The 22692-nt window shown below is 64.3% G+C and carries 18 protein-coding genes; 13 read left to right on the top strand and 5 right to left on the bottom strand.

Features of this window, described 5'->3' with window-relative positions:
• The first annotated feature begins 133 nt into the window (after positions 1-133).
• On the top strand, positions 134-1666 hold the full coding sequence (locus ACCQ08_RS12450; protein WP_239809166.1) for an aldehyde dehydrogenase family protein: 1533 nt from the start codon (positions 134-136) through the stop codon (positions 1664-1666).
• A gap of 361 nt (positions 1667-2027) precedes the next feature.
• On the top strand, positions 2028-3719 hold the full coding sequence (locus ACCQ08_RS12445) for a thiamine pyrophosphate-binding protein (protein WP_373449971.1): 1692 nt from the start codon (positions 2028-2030) through the stop codon (positions 3717-3719).
• A 115-nt stretch (positions 3720-3834) separates the two neighbouring features.
• On the opposite strand, the gene ACCQ08_RS12440 is transcribed toward ACCQ08_RS12445, so the two are convergent.
• From ACCQ08_RS12440 to ACCQ08_RS12430, 3 genes are all read right to left on the bottom strand, one after another.
• Positions 3835-5613: a PhoH family protein gene (locus ACCQ08_RS12440; RefSeq protein ID WP_373449970.1), complete on the bottom strand. Its 1779-nt coding sequence runs from the start codon at positions 5611-5613 to the stop codon at positions 3835-3837.
• Positions 5614-5901: 288 nt separating this feature from the next.
• Positions 5902-6390: a peroxiredoxin gene (locus ACCQ08_RS12435; protein ID WP_239809163.1), complete on the bottom strand. Its 489-nt coding sequence runs from the start codon at positions 6388-6390 to the stop codon at positions 5902-5904.
• 154 nt (positions 6391-6544) lie between these two features.
• On the bottom strand, positions 6545-6925 hold the full coding sequence (locus ACCQ08_RS12430) for an Mth938-like domain-containing protein (RefSeq protein WP_312835349.1): 381 nt from the start codon (positions 6923-6925) through the stop codon (positions 6545-6547).
• Positions 6926-7123: 198 nt separating this feature from the next.
• Between ACCQ08_RS12430 and ACCQ08_RS12425 the strand changes: the two genes are divergently transcribed.
• The 7 genes from ACCQ08_RS12425 (at position 7124) to ACCQ08_RS12395 (ending at position 16195) form a co-directional block, all read left to right on the top strand.
• Complete coding sequence (locus ACCQ08_RS12425; protein ID WP_239809161.1) at positions 7124-8419, top strand: pyridoxal phosphate-dependent aminotransferase; 1296 nt, start codon at positions 7124-7126, stop codon at positions 8417-8419.
• Positions 8420-8498: 79 nt separating this feature from the next.
• Positions 8499-9833 carry a homoserine dehydrogenase gene (locus ACCQ08_RS12420; protein ID WP_239809160.1) on the top strand — a complete coding sequence of 445 codons (1335 nt, stop codon included), beginning with the start codon at positions 8499-8501 and terminating at the stop codon, positions 9831-9833.
• Positions 9834-10077: 244 nt separating this feature from the next.
• Complete coding sequence (locus tag ACCQ08_RS12415; RefSeq protein ID WP_373449969.1) at positions 10078-12258, top strand: M48 family metalloprotease; 2181 nt, start codon at positions 10078-10080, stop codon at positions 12256-12258.
• 297 nt (positions 12259-12555) lie between these two features.
• A complete protein-coding gene (gene thrC / locus ACCQ08_RS12410; protein WP_373449968.1) occupies positions 12556-13980 on the top strand; it encodes a threonine synthase in 1425 nt (474 codons plus the stop codon).
• A gap of 72 nt (positions 13981-14052) precedes the next feature.
• Entirely contained in the window at positions 14053-14613 is a 561-nt protein-coding gene (gene mobB, locus ACCQ08_RS12405) for a molybdopterin-guanine dinucleotide biosynthesis protein B (protein WP_373449967.1), read from the top strand.
• 60 nt (positions 14614-14673) lie between these two features.
• Positions 14674-15906, top strand: a complete 1233-nt coding sequence (gene glp / locus ACCQ08_RS12400) for a gephyrin-like molybdotransferase Glp (RefSeq protein ID WP_373449966.1) — start codon at positions 14674-14676, stop codon at positions 15904-15906.
• Positions 15907-15934: 28 nt separating this feature from the next.
• Positions 15935-16195 carry a MoaD/ThiS family protein gene (locus ACCQ08_RS12395; RefSeq protein ID WP_373449965.1) on the top strand — a complete coding sequence of 87 codons (261 nt, stop codon included), beginning with the start codon at positions 15935-15937 and terminating at the stop codon, positions 16193-16195.
• Between the two features lie 6 nt (positions 16196-16201).
• Here ACCQ08_RS12395 and ACCQ08_RS12390 read toward each other — a convergent pair whose 3' ends face one another.
• Both ACCQ08_RS12390 and ACCQ08_RS12385 read right to left on the bottom strand, forming a co-directional pair.
• Positions 16202-16540: a hypothetical protein gene (locus tag ACCQ08_RS12390; protein WP_239809155.1), complete on the bottom strand. Its 339-nt coding sequence runs from the start codon at positions 16538-16540 to the stop codon at positions 16202-16204.
• Between the two features lie 40 nt (positions 16541-16580).
• On the bottom strand, positions 16581-16832 hold the full coding sequence (locus tag ACCQ08_RS12385) for a hypothetical protein (RefSeq protein WP_239809154.1): 252 nt from the start codon (positions 16830-16832) through the stop codon (positions 16581-16583).
• Positions 16833-17031: 199 nt separating this feature from the next.
• On the opposite strand from ACCQ08_RS12385, the gene moaE reads away from it, so the two are divergent.
• The 4 genes from moaE to ACCQ08_RS12365 all read left to right on the top strand — a co-directional run bounded on the left by moaE (position 17032) and on the right by ACCQ08_RS12365 (position 22355).
• A complete protein-coding gene (gene moaE / locus ACCQ08_RS12380) occupies positions 17032-17502 on the top strand; it encodes a molybdopterin synthase catalytic subunit MoaE (RefSeq protein WP_312413176.1) in 471 nt (156 codons plus the stop codon).
• A gap of 233 nt (positions 17503-17735) precedes the next feature.
• Positions 17736-20342 (top strand): ATP-dependent chaperone ClpB, encoded by a 2607-nt coding sequence (clpB, locus tag ACCQ08_RS12375; RefSeq protein WP_373449964.1) that lies wholly within the window; start codon positions 17736-17738, stop codon positions 20340-20342.
• 150 nt (positions 20343-20492) lie between these two features.
• Positions 20493-20834 (top strand): hypothetical protein, encoded by a 342-nt coding sequence (locus ACCQ08_RS12370; protein WP_239809151.1) that lies wholly within the window; start codon positions 20493-20495, stop codon positions 20832-20834.
• 45 nt (positions 20835-20879) lie between these two features.
• Positions 20880-22355, top strand: coding sequence for an aldehyde dehydrogenase family protein (locus tag ACCQ08_RS12365; protein WP_373449963.1), 1476 nt, complete (start codon positions 20880-20882; stop codon positions 22353-22355).
• Positions 22356-22692 lie beyond the last annotated feature (337 nt).

Genomic DNA, 22692 nt, shown 5'->3' with positions numbered 1-22692 from the left:
GGTGTACCAAGGGCTGTGCCTGCGTCTGTGCCTGCCGCGCCTTAAGCTGCAGGGCAGCGCCCCCCATCATGGTCCGGGCCCGCCGAGTGGACCGGACAGTTTCTGTTGTGATAGTGAATAGGAAAGACGAGCGATGACGCAATCCACCCAACGTTTGAACGATATCCTGAAGGCGCTTGCGCTCGACTTGAAGCCATTGGCAGGCCAGGACATCACCAGCCGCTCGCCTGCCGATGGCGCCACCCTGGCTGTGTTGAAGGCCCACAGCGCGCAGCAGGCGCAGGACGCCATCGCCGCAGCCCACCAGGCCTACCTGCAGTGGCGCACCGTGCCCGCACCGGTGCGTGGTGAGCTGGTGCGCCGCTTTGGCCAGACGCTGCGCCAGCACAAGGCCGCGCTGGGCGCGCTGGTGTCGATCGAGGCGGGCAAGATCACCTCCGAAGGCCTGGGCGAAGTCCAGGAAATGATCGATATCTGCGACTTTGCCGTTGGCCTGTCGCGCCAGCTCCATGGCCTGACGATTGCCAGCGAGCGCCCCGGCCACCGCATGATGGAAACCTGGCACCCGATGGGCGTTGTGGGCATCATCTCGGCCTTCAACTTCCCGGTGGCCGTCTGGTGCTGGAACAGCGCGCTGGCGCTGGTCTGCGGCGACGCGGTGGTCTGGAAGCCTTCCGAGAAGACCCCGCTGACCGCCGTGGCCTGCCAGCACCTGCTGGAGCAGACCATTGCCGCCTTCAACCAGGAGCAGCCCGGCGCCGTGCCGGCCGGCCTGGCCCAGCTGCTGATTGGTGCCCGTGAAGTGGGCGAAGTGCTGGTGGACAGCCCCCTGGTGCCCGTGGTCAGCGCCACCGGTTCGACCCGCATGGGCCGCCAGGTCGGCGTCAAGGTCGCCGAGCGCTTTGGCCGTTCCATCCTGGAGCTGGGTGGCAACAACGCGATGATCGTCACACCGTCGGCCGACCTGGAACTGGCCGCCCGCGCCATCACCTTTGCGGCGGTGGGTACCGCTGGCCAGCGCTGCACCACATTGCGCCGCCTGATCGTGCACAAATCGGTGGCCGACCAGCTGGTGGCCCGCCTGGAAAAGATCTATGGCAGCGTCACCGTCGGTGACCCGCTGACCGACGGCACCCTGGTGGGTCCGCTGATCGATAAGGCCTCGTTCGACGGCATGCAGGCCGCACTGGCCCAGGCCAAGGAAGAGGGCGGCACCGTCATCGGCGGCCAGCGCGAGCGCGAAGACCTGGGCCAGGACGCCTACTACGTGCGTCCCGCGCTGGTGAAGATGCCTGCGCAGACCAAGGTGATGGAGCACGAAACCTTCGCCCCCATCCTCTACATCGTCACCTACGAAGGCAGCGCCGACGATGCGATCGCCGTGCAGAACGCCGTGCCCCAGGGCCTGTCGTCGGCCATTTTCACCAGCGACCTGCGCGACGCCGAGCGCTTCATGTCGCCGGCCGGCAGTGACTGCGGCATTGCCAACGTCAATATCGGCACCTCGGGTGCGGAAATTGGTGGCGCCTTCGGCGGCGAGAAGGAAACCGGCGGTGGCCGCGAATCCGGCTCGGACGCCTGGAAGGGCTATATGCGCCGTGCCACCAACACCATCAACTACAGTGGCGCGCTGCCACTGGCGCAAGGCGTACGCTTTGACGTGTGATGGGCGGGCAGCTGCCGTCTGGCACAGCGGGCATGCAGCCCGCTGCCCGGGCTGGCAGCGCTCCCAACCGGGGCGGCCGCTGCGCCGCCGGGTATGTGCTGCCAGCGCAGGCCACTGATATGCCTGTGCCCGGTGCGGCCTCCCGCCCAGACAGGGGCTCGGCGCTCCTGCCTCCTACCACTCCAGCATCCGCCAAGGGCTGGCCTGCCACTGCTGCAGGCCAGCCCTTGGTGCATCCGATGCTGCCGTTTTTTGCGGCGCTGCGCAGCCTTTTGCTGCGCTGGCGCAATGTGTAGCCAGGCCAGATGCGGTCCAATCCCCCGCTTCTGGCGCATCGATGACAAGACCAAGGAGACAAGACATGGCAGACAAGCAACAAGCACGCACTGGTGGCCAGCTGGTGGTGGACCAGCTGCTGATCCACGGCGTGCAGCAGATTTTCACGGTGCCGGGCGAGAGCTTTCTGGCGGTGCTCGATGCGCTCTATGACGCGCCCATCGAAACGACGATCTGCCGCCAGGAAGGCGGCGCCGCGATGATGGCCGAAGCGCAAGGCAAGCTCACCGGCCAGCCCGGGATCTGCATGGTCACGCGGGGGCCTGGCGCGACGAACGCCTCGGCCGGGCTGCATATCGCGATGCAGGACTCGACCCCAATGGTCCTCTTCGTTGGCCAGATCGAGCGCTCGGCGCGCGGGCGCGAGGCCTTCCAGGAGCTGGACTACCGCGCCGTGTTTGGCAGCATGGTCAAGTGGGCCACCGAGATCGATGATGCGGCGCGCATCCCCGAGACCATTGCCCGCGCGTTTGCGGTGGCCACCAGCGGCCGCCCCGGCCCGGTGGTGATTGCGCTGCCCGAGGACATGCTGCGCGATGCCGTCATGGTGCCCGATGCCCGCCGCTACCAGCCCGCGCCCGCGCACGCCGCCGATGCCGATGTGGCCGCCGTGGTGGCCCAGCTGGCCGCTGCGCACAACCCCATCATCATTGCCGGTGGCTCACGCTGGAGCGCGCAGGCCCATGCGGATATCGCCGCCTTTGCCGCGGCCCATGCGGTGCCGGTGGCCTGCTCGTTCCGCCGCCAGATGGTGTTTCCCGCGCTGCACGGCAACTATGCCGGTGATGTGGGCCTGGGCGTCAATCCCAAGCTGATCGAGCGCGTCAAGAAGGCCGATCTGGTGCTGCTGCTGGGCGGGCGCATGTCCGAGGTGCCATCGCAGGGCTACAGCCTGCTGGGCATTCCGGCCAGCAGCGGCCAGCGGCTCATCCATGTGCATCCGGATCCGGACGAGCTGGGCCGGGTCTACCAGGCCGACCAGGCGGTCGTGGCCGCGCCCGACTCCTTCTGCGCGGCGCTGGCACGCCAGCCCGCCGCTGCCCCGCGCGCCGAGCGCCAGGCGCTGGTGCAGCAGGCCCATGCCGACTACCTGGCCTGGAGCAACCCCGCGCCGATCCAGGTGCCCGGCGCGCTGCAGATGGGCCAGCTGATGGCCCATCTGCGCGAGGTGCTGCCGGCCGATACGGTCTGGTGCAATGGCGCTGGCAACTTTGCCACCTGGGTGCACCGCTTCTGGCCGTTTACCCACTACGGCAGCCAGCTGGCCCCCACCAGCGGCAGCATGGGCTATGGTCTGCCGGCCGCTGTGGGCGCCAAACGGCTGAACAAGCAGCGCAGTGTCGTCTGCATTGCCGGCGATGGCGACTTTCTGATGCATGGCCAGGAGTTTGCAACCGCCGTGCAGTACCAGCTGCCCGTCATTGTGCTGCTGATCGACAACGGCATGTACGGCACCATCCGCATGCACCAGGAGCGCGACTATCCGAACCGGGTCAGCGCGACCGAGCTGCGCAACCCCGACTTTGTCGCCTATGCCAAGGCCTTTGGCGGCAATGCGGCCCTGGTCGAGAAGACCGAAGACTTTGCACCTGCGCTGGCTGCCATGCGCAGTTGGGCGGATGCGCACCAGCTGCCGGTGATCCTGCACTGCAAGCTCGATCCGCAGGCCATCACTCCGGCCCGCAGCCTGGACCAGATCCGCGGCACTGGCGTTTAAGCGCCGGCCGAACGCACAAAAAAAGGCACCGAGCTAAAACTCGGTGCCTTTTTGTTGGGCTTTTGGCCTGGGCGTTGGCGGAGACTGTGACGCCTCCGCTGCAGCTTAGATAGGCTTACAGCACATCGCTGGCAAAGTCGGCCAGGCGCGAGCGCTCACCGCGTGCCAAGGTGATGTGGCCGCTGTGGGGCCAGCCCTTGAAGCGGTCCACCACATAGGTGAGGCCCGAGGAGCCTTCGGTCAGGTAGGGCGTATCGATCTGCGCCAGATTGCCCATGCAGATGATCTTGGTGCCGGGGCCGGCTCGGGTGATCAAGGTCTTCATCTGCTTGGGTGTCAGGTTCTGTGCCTCGTCGATGATCACGTACTTGTTCAGGAAGGTACGACCGCGCATGAAGTTCATGCTCTTGATCTTGATGCGGCTGCGGATCAGGTCATTGGTGGCAGAGCGCCCCCACTCACCCGGGTTGCCGCCGTCGCCCTTGGCCAGGAACTCCAGGTTGTCGTCCAGCGCGCCCATCCAGGGGCCCATCTTCTCTTCTTCGGTGCCTGGCAGAAAGCCGATGTCCTCGCCCACGCTGACAGTGGCACGGGTCATGATGATCTCGGTGTAGCGGCGCTCGTCCAGTACCTGGTTCAGACCTGCGGCCAAGGCCATCAAGGTCTTGCCGGTACCCGCCGTACCGGCCAGCGTGACAAAGTCCACATCCGGGTCCATCAGCAGGTTCATCGCGAAGTTCTGCTCGCGGTTGCGTGTGGTCACGCCCCACACATTGTTCTTCTGGTGGCCGTAGTCCTTCAAGGTCTCCAGCACTGCGGTCTTGTCGCGGATCTCGATCACACGGGCGAACAGGCTGTTCTCGCCGGGTGCCTCGTAGTAGACGAACTGGTTGATGTGCAACTGCTGGGTGATGGCGCCGCTGATGCGGTAGCAGGTGGAAGCGCCCGATTGCCAGCTCTCGACCTTCTTGCCGACCTTGGCCCAGAAATCCAGCGGCAGCTGCAGCATGCCGGTGTAGAGCAGGTCGCCGTCTTCCAAGGTCTTGTCGTTCTGGTAGTCCTCTGCCTCCAGGCCCAGCGCACGCGCCTTGACGCGCATGTTGATGTCCTTGGAGACGAGCACCACAGGGCGGTCCGGATGGCGCTGGCGCAGTGCCTCCACGACGCCGAGGATCTGGTTGTCTGCCTTGCCCTGGGGCAGGCTCTCGGGCAGTTGGTAAGTCAGCGGCTCGGTCTGGAAGAACAGGCAGCCGCTGGCGCCCTTCTGGCCGGTGGCATCGAGGCGAATGCCCTGGGCCAGATGGGCCTCCTGGCTGGCGACCAGCGCATCGAGCGTGCGGCTGGCCTGGCGGCCATTGCGGGCCACTTCGGTCATGCCCTTCTTGTGGCCATCGAGCTCTTCGAGCACGATCATTGGCAGGTAGATGTCGTGCTCTTCAAAGCGGAACAGGCTGCTGGGGTCATGCAGCAGCACATTGGTGTCGAGCACGAAAAGCTTGGCCTTGTCGCTGCGCGGCTTGGCGGCCTTGGCAGGCTTGCTGGCCGGCACGGGGCTGGATTCCGCCACGGCAGGGCTGCGCGCAGCTTGCGCAGGCTTGGCGGCAGCTGGCGCCTTGGCGTTTGCGGCCACCGGCGCAGGGGCATGCACCGGGGCAGCGGCGGCCGCCCCTTTCTTGCTGCGGCTGCCGGCCTTGGGCGCGGCAGCGGCTTGTGCGCGGCGGGGTGCGGGCGCAGGGGCCACGGCGGCGGGCGCCGGGTCCAGGTCAAAAAGATCGTCGTCTTGTTCATCGCGCGCAGCGGCGGCGGATGCACGGGATTTGGCGTTGGTCTTGGCGGAAAAGTCACCAGCGGCAAGCTGGCTGCCACGGCGGGTAGGTGCGGGAGGCAAGGGCATGGAGCTCGGGGCCTTTATCTAAACACTCGCCAAATGGGCGAACTCACTCCGAACGCCTGCCACCCGGATGCAAAAAAGGCCATCTCGCAAGCAAGACAGCCTTTTTCATGGGGGATGACAGAACAATCCGGACTCACATACATATGGAGCCCATTATGCACATTCTGGACGTCTCGGAACCAGCAATCGCCGTCAGCGATTGCGGCACCCGGCCAGAAAGACGGAAACAGCAACGGCGCGCATCCGCAGATCGCGCGCCGCCGCACTGGTTCTGACTGGCAGAAGGACTTAGGCAGCCTTCTTTTGCGCAGCCTTCATCGATTTGACGGCCTTGAGCACTTCTTCGACGTGGCCCAGTACCTTCAGACCGCGCCATTCCTGCACCAGCAGGCCATCAGGGCCGACTAGGAAGGTCGAGCGTTCGATGCCCTTGACCTTCTTGCCGTACATGATCTTGTTCTTGACGACGCCGAACATGTGGCACAGCTTTTCTTCGGTATCAGCGATCAGCTCGAACGGCAGCTCGAGCTTCTCCTTGAAGTCGTCGTGCGACTTCATGTTGTCGCGCGACACGCCGAAGACGGCTGCACCGGCCTTGACGAAGTCCGCGTACTTGTCGCGGAACTGCATGGCTTCGGTGGTGCAACCGGGGGTGTTATCCTTGGGGTAGAAGTACAGCACCAGAATTTGCCCCTGATGCGACGTGTTGGAGACCTTCAGGCCTCCGGTCGCTTGTGCTTCAAATTCTGGCAAGGGTTTGTTGACAACAACAGCCATAGCTCTCTATTTTCTCCGGAGTAATCGCAAAAAGGCCGCAGGAATCAAAGTATTCATCTAGTTGTTATTCAGGCCCGCGGCCGCAAGCGAGTATTTTAACCCGAATCGAAATATTTATCGAGCCCCCTTGATAAACACAGGCTATCGATTGTGGTTATAGCGCAGGCGCCTCTACAAGGGCGGCTAGTAACACCTTGCGTCCTTCGCCCGCCAATACGTTGTAGGTACGGCACGCAGCGGGCGTATCCATCGTCTCGAAGCCGATACGTTTTGCAATCAGCGGAGCCAGCCAAGCCGGCGAAGGAAAACGTAACCGATTGCCACTGCCGAAAATGATCGTTTCCACATCGGCTTCTGCGAGCTGGGCGAAATGGGCAGGCCCCAGGTCTTCGAAGCGTGTGCAGTCCCAGGGTTGCAGGCTCCCGCTGGAGCTGACGACGAGGCTGTGCGTGTAGGACTGCTTGTCCACCGCCAGCCAGCCCGGGCCGTAGCCTGTGATGGTCAAGGTGTCGGATTTGTCGGGCTGGAACTTCATGGCGCGGGCTTTCGGCAAACAGGGGGCAAACACGGGGCAGGGCGCGCTGCGGCAGGCACAGGGAGCCACTACAGGGCGATCAACGCAAGGATCTGTGGTCAAATTATAGTTTTCACCTAGTTGGATTGTGGGTTCGAGGTGTTGGCATGGTTGCCCACCGGCTGCAATCCCTTGTTTTCAGAGGTAGTGGTTTCTGTCATGAAGACGATTCAAAAATCCGCCAAGCTGGCCAATGTGTGTTACGACATTCGAGGGCCGATCATGGACGCGGCGAAGCGGATGGAGGACGAAGGACAGAAGATCACCAAGCTCAACATCGGCAACCTGGCGGTGTTCGGCTTCGATGCCCCTGAAGAGGTGCAGCAGGACATGATCCGCAACCTGCCCAATTCGGCAGGCTACTCAGACAGCAAGGGCATCTTTGCGGCGCGCAAGGCGGTGATGCACGAAACCCAGCGCCTGGGCATCAAGGGTGTGGGTCTGGACGACATCTACCTGGGCAATGGCGCGTCTGAGCTGATCAGCCTGGCCACCAATGCCTTGCTCGATACCGGCGACGAAATGCTGCTGCCGGCCCCTGATTACCCGCTGTGGACCGCTGCCACCAGCCTGTCCGGCGGCACGCCGGTGCACTACATGTGCGACGAAGAAAACGGCTGGATGCCCAACCTGGCGGACATCCGCGCCAAGATCACGCCCCGCACCAAGGGCATCGTCGTCATCAACCCCAACAACCCCACGGGCGCGCTGTACTCCGACGCACTGCTGCGCGACATCGTGCAGATCGCGCGTGAGCATGGCCTGGTCATCTTTGCCGATGAGGTCTATGACAAGGTGCTGTACGAAGACGCCAAGCACACGCCGATGGCCTCGCTGTCGCAGGATGTGCTGACCATCACCTTCAATTCGCTGTCCAAGGCCTACCGCAGCTGCGGCTACCGCGCCGGCTGGATGGTGATCTCCGGCGACAAGAGTGGTGCTGCCGACTATATCGAGGGCCTGAACATGCTCTCGAACATGCGCCTGTGCGCCAATGTGCCGGGCCAGTGGGCCGTGCAGACCGCGCTGGGCGGGCACCAGAGCATCGACGAGCTGGTGCAGGAGGGCGGCCGCCTGCGCAAGCAGCGCGACCTGGCCTGGGAGCTGATCAATGCCATCCCCGGTGTCAGCTGTGTCAAGCCCCAGGGCGCGCTGTACATGTTCCCCAAGCTCGACCCTGCGATCTACCCGATCGAGGACGACCAGGAGTTTTTCCTGCAGGTGCTCAAGGAGACCCGCGTGATGCTGGTCCAGGGCACCGGCTTCAACTGGCCACGGCCTGACCACTTCCGCATCGTGTTCCTGCCCCATGAGGCGGACCTGCGCGAAGCGATCAACCGCCTGGCCGCGTTCCTGGCCAAGTACCGCCTTCGCCATGGAACCGATCAGCTGGCGCAGGCCCATAAGGCCGATATCAAGCTGGTCAAGACCAAGGCAGAAAAATCCGCCGCCTGAGTCGACCCCTTCCCTGTCTGACAACAACGGGCGTCCTGCTGGGCGCCTTGTTGGTTATTCAACGTATCCAAGAGAATTTATGAAACCGATCCAAGTAGGCTTGTTGGGCATCGGCACCGTCGGTAGCGGTGTGTTCAACGTGTTGCAACGTAACCATGACGAAATTCGCCGCCGCGCGGGCCGCGATATTGCCGTGACCATGGTGGCCGACCTGGACGAAACCCGTGCCCGTGCCGTGGTGGGTGACCAGGTGGCCGTGGTCAAGGACGCCCGCGAGGTCATCGCCCATCCCGATATCGATGTGGTCATCGAGTTGATCGGCGGCTACGGCGTGGCCAAGACGCTGGTGCTGGAGGCGATTGCCGCTGGCAAGCATGTGGTGACGGCCAACAAGGCCTTGCTGGCGGTGCATGGCTCCGAGATTTTCAAGGCTGCCGCCGACAAGGGCGTGATGGTCGCCTACGAAGCGGCCGTGGCAGGCGGCATCCCGATCATCAAGGCGCTGCGCGAAGGCCTGACCGCCAACCAGATCCAGTGGATCGCCGGCATCATCAACGGCACCACCAACTTCATCCTGTCCGAGATGCGCGACAAGGGCCTGGACTTTGACGTGGTGCTGAAAGAAGCGCAACGCCTGGGCTATGCCGAAGCCGACCCGACCTTCGATATCGAAGGCGTCGATGCGGCCCACAAGGCCACGTTGATGAGCGCCATCGCCTTTGGTGTGCCCGTGCAATTCGACAAGGCCTACGTCGAGGGCATCACCAAGCTGTCGTCGATCGATATCCGCTACGCCGAGCAGCTGGGCTACCGCATCAAGCTTCTGGGCATCACCAAGCGCACCGACAAGGGTATCGAGCTGCGCGTGCATCCGTCGCTGGTGCCCGCCAAGCGCCTGATTGCCAACGTCGAAGGCGCGATGAATGCGGTGGTGGTGCATGGCGATGCCGTCGGCACGACCCTGTACTACGGCAAGGGCGCGGGCTCCGAGCCCACCGCCTCGGCCGTGATTGCCGACCTGGTCGACATCGCCCGCCTGGAAGGCGCCGATGTGGCCCACCGCGTGCCGCCGCTGGCCTTCCAGAGCAGCACCCTGCGCGAAGCGGGCCAGGAGCTGCCGGTGCTGCCGATGGCCGACATCACCACCAGCTACTACCTGCGCATGCGGGTTGCCGATGAGGCGGGCGTGCTGGCCAAGGTCACCGGCCTGCTGGCGGGTGCGGGCATCAGCATCGATGCCGTGCTGCAGCGCGAAGCCGATGAAATCGGTGGTGAGGGCTCGACCCAGACCGACCTGATCATCCTGACGCACGAGACGCGCGAAGGCGACATGGACAAGGCGCTGGCACAAATCCAGGGCCTGCCGACCGTGCTGGCGCCGATCACCCGTATCCGCAAGGAAGAGTTGAACTAGACCTGCAGTGCGACGCTGCGGCCGCAAGGCCTCGCGTCTGCCGCTCCCTGAACCGCCTGTGGCCTCTCCGGCCCTGGCGGTTCTCTTTTTTCTGCCTCCCGCTGCCGTAGCGGGACGCGCATCATTCTGTTACTTGTCGGTTTGTTTACATCATTATTTTTATAAATAATTGCCGCTCACAAATGCAGTGCCTCGGGCCCGGTCCCGCAGACGCTGTCCATCGATAACAAAAGGAAGTTGCACTATGTCGGAGACCGACAAGAAATGGATGGCGCTTGCCAAGCGCTGGGGGGTGTTGTTCGGGATTCCGTTGCTGATGCTGGCCATCGGCATCTGGCAGTGGTCGCGGGCGGATACGCCGGTCTCCGATGTGGGCGCGCAGATCGCCGAGTACCAGCAGGTGGTGCGCCAGCTCGAGGCGATCGAGGCCGAAAAACCGGGGCGCCGCGCAACGGTGCGGGACAGTGAGGGCAAGGAGCACCCGGTCTGGAAGGTGAAGAACGACTACCTGATGGCGATCAAGGACCTGCAAAACCAGGGTTTGAATGTCACTACCCGTAACTTGCAGCCGGTGCTGGCGGGCTGCACCATCGCGTTCAGCGTGTTGGCGCTGCTGTGGTCGGCACTGGGCATGGTCTACCAGCGGGGCATGGGCGCCAAGGCGATGCAGTCGCGCGAGCAGCTGCTCGCCACGTTCCAGAAGGGCCGCAAGCTCCTGCCTACCTATATGGTGGTCATGGTGCTGCTGCTGTTTGGTGCAGCCATCCCGCTGCTGGTCTACGAGATGATGCCCATCCTGCGCCACCGCAACTACAGCAAGGGTGACATGAAGCTGATGTTCATCCTCGGCGGCCTGGCGCTGTTCCTGCTGTACTCGGGCTGCAAGGTGCTGGTCGATGTCTGGAAGGCATCGCGCAAGCCGCTGGAGAACGAGCCCATCGACGTGATGGGCCAGACCGTCAGCCGCCAGCAGGCGCCCGAGCTGTGGGCCTTTGTCGACAGCGTGGCGGCCAAGACCGGCGCAGGCCTGCCCGATACCTTGGTGGTGGGTTTGAACGAGGGCTTTTTTGTGACCGAGCATCCGGTGCAACTGGCCAGCGGCGCCTTGCTGCCCCAGGGGCGGGTGTTGTATTTGCCGTTGCCGTACCTGGCCTTTCTCAATGCCGGCGAAGTTGCGGCGGTGATCGGCCACGAACTGGGTCACTTCATCGGCGAAGACACGCTCTACAGCCAGCGCTTCTCGCCAATCTACAGCGCCACCATCCACCACCTGGTGGCCATCAGTGGCGGCGAGCGTTATGAGGAGTCCTGGATGGACATCCTGCGCCGGCCTGCCACCTTGTTTGGCGAGATGTTTCTGGACAGCTTCCACGAAGCGGTGCGCTACTGGAGCCGCAAGCGCGAGCTGGCCGCCGATGCCGTGGGGGCGCAGGTAGTCAGCCCGCAGGCCGTTGCCTCATCGCTGCTGCGCATCAGCGCACTGGCTCCGCTGGTGGAGGAGGCGTTGCAGGCCAATTGGGACCGGGGTGAGACGGTCGAAGGCGGCGTGCTAGGCCATGTGCGCCAGCTGGTCGCTGCCAAGGGCATGACCGACCCCAGCGAGCACCTGGACCAGCGCCAGGCCCACCCTACCGACACCCATCCCGAGTTGGCCGAGCGCCTGGCGGCGCTGGGAGTGCCCGTCAGCCCCGAGCTGCTGGCCCGCGCGATGGACGCCCAGGGCAGCCCGCTGCTGCAGGAGTTTGGGCTGGAGCAGGGCGCGCCTGCGGCTGGCAGCCGCACCTTGGCCGGCGCGGTGGCGCCCGCTGCCGTGGTCGATATGAATGCCGCATTGCAAAATGAGCTCAGCAGTGCGGCAGCGGCCAACCGCAGCGCCAAGCTGGTGGAGCTGCGCGAGATCGCGGCCCTGGCGACGCCCGAGACGGTGATCCATGAGCGCTCGGTCTTCATGATGGGTTTGTTCTGCTTTCTGGCCCTGGCCTGCTTTGGCGGGGCGGTGGCCTTGTTCATCGCGGGCCTGCATACCGCCATTGGTGCCGGGGTGCTGGCCGGTGGTGTTGTCTGCCTGTGGGTCGCGCGGCTGTTCTGGCGCGATGGCCAGAGCCCGGCGATGGTGCTGCAGCCCGCAGGTGTGCGCCTTTTCAACGCGCAGCAGTTGCTGCCTTGGTCGGCGATCGATGACTTTCAGTTCAACCAGGCCAACCATATGCTCACCGTCATCATGGCCCTGGAGCCCGGAGTGCAGCCGCCTGCCATGGGTGTGGGCAAGCGCCGCGCCCAGTTCCAGAAGAAAAAGCAGCGGGTCGTGGTGATGCTCAAGGGCGTCAAGAAGATGAAGAACCAGGCTTTTGCCGAGCTGCTGGTGAACCAGTGGCGCGCCTACTACGCCCGCCAGGAGCTGGCGCGCATGGGTGAGCGGGTCTAGGAATCTGCAAGACGCCCCGCCATGGTCAGAAAACGGACTCGGTCGATCCGCGTCCAGCCCATTGGGCGAGGGTTGTGCAGCGCATCCCTGACGGCTGCGCCACCACCGAGCCAGGCCCCGGACCTTGTCCGGGGTTTTTTATGCCGGCGGCTGCCATCAGGATCGCAGCCTGGCCGCTGCTCCGCGCTGCAGTGGCCCACATTCCTGCGCAAGCTGTGCCGGTACTGGCGACTGCAGGATAATAGGTGGTTGCTCCTTGCCCGCGAGCGGGCTGTGTCCACTTATATCGCACCCTCCATGCTGTATCTCTCCACGCGCGGCCATGCCGAACAAAAACGTTTTTGCGACATTTTGCTCGAGGGCCTGGCGCCCGATGGCGGTCTGTACATGCCGGTGCAGTACCCGCAGATTGACGATGCCAAGCTGACGGCGCTGCGCGAGACGCTGCAGAACAAAGGCTATGCCGCGCTGGCGTTTGAGATCCTGTCGCTGTACATCGACGACATCCCGGCCGAGGACCTGCGCGCGCTGTGCAACAAGACCTATACCGAAGCGGTGTTCGGCACGGCGGCGATTGTGCCGGTGCGCCAGCTCGAAGGCCAGCTGATGATCGAGGCGCTCTCCAATGGGCCCACCTTGGCCTTCAAGGACATGGCCATGCAGCTGCTGGGCAACCTGTTCGAGTACGAACTGGCGCGCCGTGGCGAAGAGCTCAATATTCTGGGTGCCACCAGTGGCGACACCGGCAGCGCGGCGGAATACGCGATGCGCGGCAAAAAGGGCGTGCGTGTGTTCATGACCAGCCCGCACGGCCGCATGAGCCCCTTCCAGCAGGCACAGATGTTCAGCCTGCAGGACGAGAACATCCACAACATCGCCATCGAAGGCGTGTTTGACGACTGCCAGGACATCGTCAAGGCGGTCAGCAATGACCACGCCTTCAAGGCGCAGTACAAGATCGGCACCGTCAACTCGATCAACTGGGCGCGCCTGCTGGCCCAGGTGGTCTACTACTTTGCCGGCTACCTGCAGGTCACCACCCAGAACAGCGAGAAGGTGAGCTTCACGGTGCCGAGCGGCAATTTCGGCAATGTCTGCGCCGGCCATGTGGCGCGCCAGATGGGCCTGCCGATTGCCAAGCTGGTGGTGGCCACCAACGAAAACGACGTTTTGGACGAATTCTTCCGCACCGGTGTCTACCAGGTGCGAGGCGCTGCCCACACCTTCGAGACCTCCAGCCCGTCGATGGACATCTCCAAGGCCAGCAACTTCGAGCGCTTTGTGTTCGACCTGGTCGGCCGCGATGGCGCCCGCCTGCAGCAGCTGTTCTCGCAAGGCGTGGCCCAAGAGGGCCGCTTTGACCTGCAGGCCGATCCGGCCTTCAAGGATGCGGCAGGCCGCTATGGCTTTGTCAGCGGCAAGAGCAGCCATGCCGACCGCCTGGCCACCATCCAGGACACCTACCAGCGCCTGGGCCAGATGATCGACACCCACACCGCCGACGGCGTGAAGGTGGCGCGTGAGCACCTGGGGGCCGAGCCGATGATCGTGCTGGAAACTGCGTTGCCGATCAAGTTCGCCGCCACCATCGAAGAGGCGCTGGGCCGCCTGCCCGAACGCCCCGCCAAGTTCGACGGCATCGAAGCGCTGCCCAAGCGCGTGGTGGTGATGCCTGCCGATGTGGACCAGGTCAAGACCTATATCCAGGACCACTGCCGCTGAGCAGGCTGCGCTTTTGCTGCCGCCGCGTGCCTGGGTGCCGGGCGGGCGGTGGGATCATCAAGGAGGGTCGGTATGCAGGTGGTGTGTTTTGCGGGCTATTCCGGCAGTGGCAAGACGACCTTGATCGAGCAGGTCATCCCGGTGCTGATCGCGCAGGGCCAGCGGGTGTCGGTCATCAAGCATGCCCACCACCGCTTTGACATCGACACGCCCGGCAAGGACACCTGGCGCCACCGCCAGGCGGGCGCCTACGAGGTGCTGGCCGCCTCCGACCAGCGCGTGGTGCTGATGCGCGAGCTGCCCCGGACACAGGAGCCCGATGTGCATGCGCTGATCGCCCAGCTCGACCGCCAGGTGGACTGGGTGCTGGTGGAAGGCTTCAAGGACTGTGACCTGCCCAAGCTGGAAGTGCTGGCCAATGCGCCGGAAGCCAGTGGCAAGGCGCCGCTTTACCCGCAGGATGCGGCCGTGCAGGCCGTGGTGCTGTCGGCGGCCCGGCAACTGCTGCCCGCCACGGCCTTGCCGCAGCTGCCCCGCGATGCGCCCGGCGCCGTGGCACAGTGGCTGCTGGCACACCGCGACCGCTTTGCCTACACGCCGCGCTGTGTCTTTGCGATCAATAGCGCCGGCTGAGCGGGCCGTATCGATGTTCGGCCTGCCTGAAGGCGGCCGCCAACCCAAGGAATGATTGAGATGAACAGCCAGCCCCGTCCCCCGTTGAAATCGCTCGATGCCGCGCTGGCCGAGCTGCTGGCGCATGCCCAGCCGCTGGAAGGCCATGAGCTGCTGAATACCTTCGATGCCGACGGTCGCGTGCTGGCGCAGGACCTGGTCGCTGCGCTGCAGGTGCCGCCTTTCGACAACAGCGCGATGGATGGCTATGCGCTGCGCGCCGCCGACCTGAGCGGGCCAGAACAGGCCTTGCCGGTCAGCCAGCGCATCGCGGCAGGCAGCCTCAGCCAGCCGCTGGCTGCCGGCACCGCCGCCCGTATCTTTACCGGGGCGGCCGTGCCAGAGGGCGCCGATGCGGTGGTGATGCAGGAAGAGTGCAGCGTGCTGGACGATGGCCGGGTGCAGATCCATGCGCCGGTCAAAGCAGGGCAGAACATCCGCAAAAGCGGCGAGGACATGCAACTGGGCAGCACGGTGCTGACTGCCGGCACGCGCCTGGGCCCTGCCGAGCTGGGCCTGGCCGCCAGCATGGGCTGTGCCCGCTTGCCGCTGGCGCGCCGCCCGCGCGTGGCCCTGTTCTCCACCGGTGATGAGCTCGTCATGCCCGGCGATGTGGCACCCCAGGACCTGCCCGCCGGCAGCATCTACAACAGCAACCGCTTCTTCTTACGTGCCATGCTGCAGCGCCTGGGCTGCGAAGTGCGAGACATGGGCATCGTGCCCGACAGCTACGAGGCGACGGTGGCAGCGCTGCAGGATGCGGCGCAGCACAGCGACCTGGTGCTGACCAGCGGGGGCGTGTCCGTTGGTGAGGAAGACCATGTCAAGCCGGCCGTGCAAGCGCTGGGCAGCCTCGATCTGTGGGCGATCGCGATCAAGCCGGGCAAACCCTTTGCGTATGGACGCGTGGGCCAGACCCATGTCATCGGCCTGCCGGGCAACCCGGTCTCCAGCTTGGTGACCTTTGCGCTCCTGGTGCGGCCTTTTCTGCTGCGCTTGCAGGGTGTGCAGGCGCTGGCGCCGCAGGCGATCGATATGCGCGCCGACTTTGACTGGCCACGTGCCGACAAGCGCCGCGAGTTCTTGCGGGTGCGCATCAATGCGCAAGGGGGGCTGGACCGGTTTGCCAACCAGGGCTCGGGCGTGCTGACCTCGGCCGTCTGGGCCGATGGCCTGGTCGACAACCCGCCCGGCCAGACGATTGCGCAGGGCGACACGGTGCGCTTTGTGCCCTTTGCCCAGCTGCTGGGCTGAGCCCAGGCCTGCCCACGGGGAGAACGCGATGACCATGAAAACCGTACAGCTGCGCTATTTTGCAAGCATCCGCGAGGCCATTGGCAGCGGCAGCGAGGCCTTTGTCACCGGCGCCAGCACCGTCGCCGAGCTGCGCGAGGCCCTGCTGGCGCGGGGCGAGCCCTATGCCAGCTGCCTGGCCCGGGGGCGCGCCGTGCGCACCGCCGTCAACCAGGTGCTCAGCGACGAAAGCGCGGTACTGGAAGCGGGTGCCGAGGTGGCGTTTTTTCCGCCGGTGACCGGCGGTTAAGAAACCTCAAGCAGCGCCATCTTCTGCGGGGCTGGGCAGCAGCAACTCGGGCGCTTTCCATTCCAGCAGTTCGGACAGGCGCAGTACCACCCAGCGGGCTTCCTCGGCGCTGATGCCGGCGTCCGGTGTCTGCAGACCGCTGTAGATGGTCTGCAAAATGGCGCTCTCGGACGGCGCGCTTTGGTGGTAGAGGATCTGCGCCTGCTCGACCAGCATCTGCGCCAGGTCTTCGCAGAGCTCATAGCGCTGGGCGATCTCGTCGAGCGGCTGGCGCAGGCGCTGGTTGCGGCCCTGGAACAGGGCGATGAAGGAATCAGGGACAAAGATCTGGCTGCCGTCTTGCATGGGTGTCCGTGTGGTGGGTGGTGGGCGCGCCGGCGCGTTCTCAGGGCGTGAAACGCTTTTCAAAACGGGCCACGTCCTCCAGCAGTTCGAAGGTCACGACCTGGCCCATCTTCTGATCGCTCTCTCGGCAGGCGGCATAGACGCTGGTCTTGCCGACCAGGTCCATCGCGGGAATGTCGATGATCGCGTAAGGGTAGGGCACGAACACATGGTGCTCGAACACGATACGGTGCTGGTTGCGCGGATTGGGGTAGAGCAGGAAGCCGTGGGCCTGCAGGGTCTGACTGGGCATGGAAACCATCCAAATAAAAAACGGGCCTTGCACCATGGCGGGCCGGGAGCGGACCAGGGAATCTGTCCAAGCCATGCCGGGTGCAAAAGCATTAGTGTGCCGCAATCGCAAAGCGGCCGTCGCCTGCGCTGGTTTGTGCAAGGCGCCGGATGGCCGTGCTAGGCTTGGGTCCTGTTGCCTTTTTTGCCGAGACGCTGCCATGCTGCACACCCATATCGCCGTACAGACCGCTGACTTTGATGTGAGCGAGGAGTTGCGGCTGCTGCGCGCCGCCGATGGCCGCATCGGCGCGGTCTGCAGCTTTGTCGGCACCGTGCGCGACCGCAATGCCGGCAGCCAGGTGGCGGCGATGGAGCTGGAGCACTACCCCGGCATGACGGAAAAATCGATTGCCCAGATGGTCGAGGCCGCCAGCCAGCGCTTTGACATCTTTGGCGCCCGCGTCATCCACCGCGTGGGGCTGCTGGCGCCAGGTGACCAGATTGTGCTGGTTGCCGTCTCCTCCGCGCACCGGGGCGAGAGCTTCCAGGCCTGCGAGTTCTTGATGGACTACCTCAAGACCGAGGCGCCGTTCTGGAAGAAGGAAGACACGCCCGAGGGCGCACGCTGGGTTGATGCCCGCGTCAGCGATGAGGCCGCGATGGCGCGCTGGGGTTGGCCCCAGCGCTGACAGCGACCGGCCTGTTTGCGCCGGTCTTGACCGGGCGCAAGCAATTAGGGGCACATTGCTGCTGCAATGGATGCGGGGAGCAGGGCCGCCATGGGTACCGTTGCTGCCGTAGGAGCAGGCGTACAGCATCTGGCGATGTGCGCTGGCACGACCTATATGTGCGGCGAGGTTCTTGAAAATTCGAGGTCCAGCGCAAAATATTCCCCAGTAACAATTGTTGAGTGGGAACATTCATGCGAATCGACAAACTGACAACCAAATTTCAAGAAGCGCTGGCCGACGCCCAATCGTTGGCCCTGGGCAATGACAATGCCTATATCGAACCGGTCCATGTGCTGGCGGCCATGCTGCGCCAGCCCGATGGCCCCAAATCGCTGCTGGCGCGCGCAGGCGCCAATGCCACGGCGATGAGCACAGCGGCAGAAAACGCGATCAAGCGCCTGCCGCAGGTGCAAGGCCAGGACCAGGTCACCGTGGGTCCCGATCTGCAGCGCGTGCTGCAGGCCACCGAGAAGGAGGCCATCAAGCGTGGCGACCAGTTCTATGCCAGCGAGCTGTTTTTGCTCGCGCTCACCGATGACAAGGGGGAGGCGGGCCGCATCGTCAAGGAAGGCGGCCTGAGCCGCAAGGCGCTGGAAGCGGCGATCGACGCCGTGCGCGGCGGCCAGGCCATGGACAGTGCCGATGGCGAGAGCCAGCGCGAAGCCCTGAAGAAATACACGCTGGACCTGACCGAGCGCGCCAAGCTGGGCAAGCTTGACCCGGTCATTGGCCGCGATGACGAGATCCGCCGCACCATCCAGGTGCTGCAGCGCCGCAGCAAGAACAATCCGGTGCTGATCGGTGAGCCTGGCGTGGGCAAGACGGCCATCGTCGAAGGCCTGGCCCAGCGCATTGTGGCCGGTGAAGTGCCGGACACCTTGCGCGACAAGAAGGTGCTGGTGCTGGACATGGCCGGCCTGCTGGCCGGTGCCAAGTACCGGGGCGATTTCGAAGAGCGCCTCAAATCCGTGCTCAAGGAAGTCGCGCAGGAAGAGGGCCGGGTGATTCTCTTCATCGACGAGATCCACACGATGGTGGGCGCCGGCAAGGCCGATGGCGCGATGGATGCCGGCAATATGCTCAAGCCTGCGCTGTCGCGTGGCGAGCTGCACTGCATTGGCGCCACCACCCTGGACGAGTACCGCAAATACATCGAGAAGGATGCGGCGCTGGAGCGGCGCTTCCAGAAGGTGCTGGTCAACGAGCCCTCGGTGGAAGACACCATTGCGATTCTGCGCGGCCTGCAGGAAAAGTACGAGGCCCACCATGGTGTGGACATCACCGACCCGGCCATCGTGGCGGCGGCCGAGCTGTCTGCGCGCTATATCACCGACCGCTTCCTGCCCGACAAGGCGATCGACCTGATCGACGAGGCTGCGGCCAAGATCAAGATCGAGATCGACTCCAAGCCCGAGGTCATGGACAAGCTCGAGCGCCGCACGATCCAGCTCAAGATCGAGCGTGAGGCGATGAAGAAGGAAAAGGACGAGGCCTCGCAAAAGCGCCTGTCGCTGATTGAAGAGGACCTGTCGAAGATCGAGCGCGAATACGCCGACATGGAAGAGATCTGGAAAGCCGAGAAGGCCGACGCGATGGGCTCGGAGCAGCTGCGCAAGGAGTTGGACCAAGTGCGCTTCCAGATCCAGGAAGCCACCCGCAGCGGTGACTTCAACAAGGTCGCCGAGTTGCAATACGGCAAGCTGCCCGCGCTGGAAAAGCAGCTGGCTGAAGTACAGGCCGATGAGAAGAGCGAAGGGGCCAAGGACAAGGGCCACAAGCTGCTGCGCACGCAGGTGGGTGCCGAAGAGATTGCCGAAGTGGTCAGCCGCGCCACGGGGATTCCTGTGTCGAAGATGATGCAGGGCGAGCGTGACAAGCTGCTGCGCATGGAAGACAAGCTCCATGAGCGCGTGGTGGGCCAGGACGAGGCGATCTCCGCCGTCTCCAACGCGATCCGCCGTTCGCGCTCGGGCCTGTCCGATCCGAACCGCCCCACCGGCTCCTTCCTGTTCCTGGGCCCCACCGGCGTGGGCAAGACCGAGCTGTGCAAGGCGCTGGCAGGCTTCCTGTTTGACAGCGAAGACCACCTGATCCGCATCGACATGAGCGAGTTCATGGAAAAGCACTCGGTCTCGCGCCTCATCGGTGCGCCTCCGGGGTATGTCGGCTATGACGAAGGCGGTTACCTGACCGAGGCCGTACGCCGCAAGCCTTACAGCGTGATCTTGCTCGACGAGGTGGAAAAGGCCCATCCGGACGTGTTCAATATCCTGCTGCAGGTGCTGGACGACGGCCGCCTGACCGATGGCCAGGGCCGCACGGTGGACTTCAAGAACACCGTCATCGTGATGACCAGCAATATCGGCTCGCAACTGATCCAGGCGATGGTCGGCGAATCGTATGAGGATGTAAAAGACGCGGTCTGGGGGGAACTGAAAAACCATTTCCGTCCCGAATTCCTCAACCGCATCGATGAGACCGTGGTGTTCCATGGCCTCGACGCCCAGCACATCGAGTCGATTGCACGCATCCAGCTGAAGCAACTCGAAAATCGCCTGGCGAAGATGGACCTGCATCTGCAGGTCTCCGATGCGGCGATGGCGGAACTGGCCAAGGTGGGCTTCGATCCGGTGTTTGGTGCCCGGCCGCTCAAGCGGGCGATCCAGCAGCGCATTGAGAATCCGTTGTCCCGGCTGCTGCTCGAGGGGGTTTACCCGCCCAAGAGCAATATCCCGGTGACCGTGGATCCGGTGCAGGCACCTGGCGAGTTCCATTTTGGCAAGGCGCAAGTGCAGTAATGCGCTGAGTCAGGGGCCATGCATAACCATGCATGGCCCAGCATCTTTACGCTGCGATATGCTTGTTGACAGTGCGGCGGGCTTGAAAAAGCCCGGCATCGGCATAACATGGATAGCATGCGCTGTCATACGGCGATGAAAGGAAGTGCGTTGAACGAGTTGTTGGCAACTGTGGTGAGCTGGACTTTGCGGATTGCGATGGTGCTGGCGGGTCTGGTGTTTTTTGCCAGTCTGATGGTGGTGGCCGCGATCGCCGCCATGCTGTGGGCCGTGCGCCTGCTGTGGGCCAAGGTCACCGGCAAGCCGGTGGTGCCGTTCGCGTTCAAGATGAACCCTGCCTCGGGCTGGACCACGGTCTACCGCAGCACGGCGCGCTGGTCGGCCAACAAGGGCGCGCGCGCCGCTGAGCCCGCTGCCAGCCCTGCGGGCATGCGCGCTTCCGTGATCGATGTCACGGACGTGGAGCCCCGCGAAATCCGTTCACAGCACTGACTGACCTGATGCAGGCGTTGGCCTGCTGGTGTGCAAAGCCCGGTTGTGCCTGATGCAGACCGGGTTTTTTTATGGGGCCAAGCTATGGATGTGAGCGAGTTGCACAGCCGCTTTGAGGCCATGCGTGCTGCCAGCCGCGCGCAGGCCGATACACCGCTGCTGCTGCGGCGCGAGCGCTTGCTGCGCCTGCAAAAGCTGTTGCAGGACAACGAAGCGAGGCTGTGCGCCAGTGTGCAGGCCGATTTTGGCCAGCGCTCGGCCCGGGTGACCACGTTGACGGAGCTGCTGCCGCTGCACAGCCAGTTGCGGCAGGCACTGGGCGCACTGCGGCGCTGGGCAGCGCCCCGGCCCGAGGCCACGCCCTGGCATTTCTGGCCCGCGCGCGCCTGGGTGCAGGCCATGCCGCTGGGGGTTGTGGGGGTGATTGCCCCTTGGAACTACCCTTTGCTGCTGTCGTTGGGCCCGCTGGTGAGCGCGCTGGCCGCCGGCAACCGCGTGATTCTCAAGCCCAGCGAGTACACCCCGGAGACCATGCACCTGCTCGCCGAGCTGGTGCCCAGCTATTTTGCCGATGACGAGGTGGCTTTGCTCGCCGGGGATGCCGGGGCGTCCGCCGAGCTGGCTGCGTTGCCGCTGGACCACCTGCTGTTTACCGGCTCGGCCGCTACCGGCCGCAAGGTGGCGCTGGCCGCCGCCAACCAGCTGGTGCCCACGACCTTGGAGTTGGGCGGCAAATCGCCCTGCCTGCTGGAGCAAAGCTGCGATATCCAGGATGCGGCGCGCAAGATTGCCCATGCCAAGCTGCTCAATGCCGGCCAGACCTGCATTGCGCCAGATTATGTGTTGCTGCCGCGCGGCAGCGCTGCCGCCTTTGTCGAGGCCTATGCCCAGGCGGTGCAGCACATGTACCCGCAGCAGCAGGGCAATCCCGACTACACCTCGGTCATCCATGCCGCCCATGCGAGCCGTTTGTTGGGCATGCTGGCCCAAGCCGAGCAGGCGGGTGCCCAGGTGATCCGGCTCGAAAGTGGCGGAGCAGAGGTCTCCCAAAGCCGCATCGGCGATGGCATCAGCCGCCAGCTGGTGCCATCACTGGTGCTGGGCGTCAGCGCGCAGATGCAGCTGATGCAGGAGGAGATCTTTGGGCCGGTGCTGCCGATGCTGCAGTACGACGACCGCGAGGAAGCAGTGGCCGCGATCAACCAGGGCGAGATACCGCTGGCGCTGTACTGGTTTGGCCAGGACCGCCGCCAGGGCCGGGAGGTGGCCCAGCGCGTGCGCGCCGCTGGCATGTGCATGAACGACTGCCTGCTGCAGTTTGCCCATGGCGGGCTGCCGTTTGGCGGATGGGGCAGGAGCGGTTGGGGTGCATTGCATGGCTACCATGGATTCATGCGCTTTTCGCATGCCAAACCTGTCTTGCGTCAAGGCGGCTGGTCGGCCGCTGCCTGGCTGTACCCGCCTTATGGCAGGCGCTTTGATCTGCTGGTGCGTTGGCTGAGTCGCAGCTTTATGCGCTAAGCCGTTGATGGATATGGGGTGTTGAGGTTCGGGTAAACGCCTAGCGCAAATGCAGCCATTTGCAAACCCCTGCACAAATTGACCTACAAGCGGGTTGTGGGGCTACCCAAATGATGTCAGGAGTGAGACAATGGCGGGCTTTCGCGCACCATATCTCTGCAGCGCGCTGTTCACGCGCTGACTCTTCCATATGCCCTTAAAAAAGCCCTCAGCAGTGCCTTGTTGCCTGCTGATGCTGCGTGAGCCATGGTGTGTTGCAGGTGGGAGGATGTTGAGCCTCAGGGTGCTCCATCTCCACTTGACACCCGGCCGGGCGTGATGGTCGCAGTGTACGACG

Origin of the sequence: Comamonas sp. SY3 (genome assembly GCF_041730275.1) — a bacterium.
GTDB classification, from domain to species: domain Bacteria; phylum Pseudomonadota; class Gammaproteobacteria; order Burkholderiales; family Burkholderiaceae_C; genus Comamonas; species Comamonas sediminis.
This window is presented reverse-complemented; position numbering and strand designations above follow the sequence as displayed.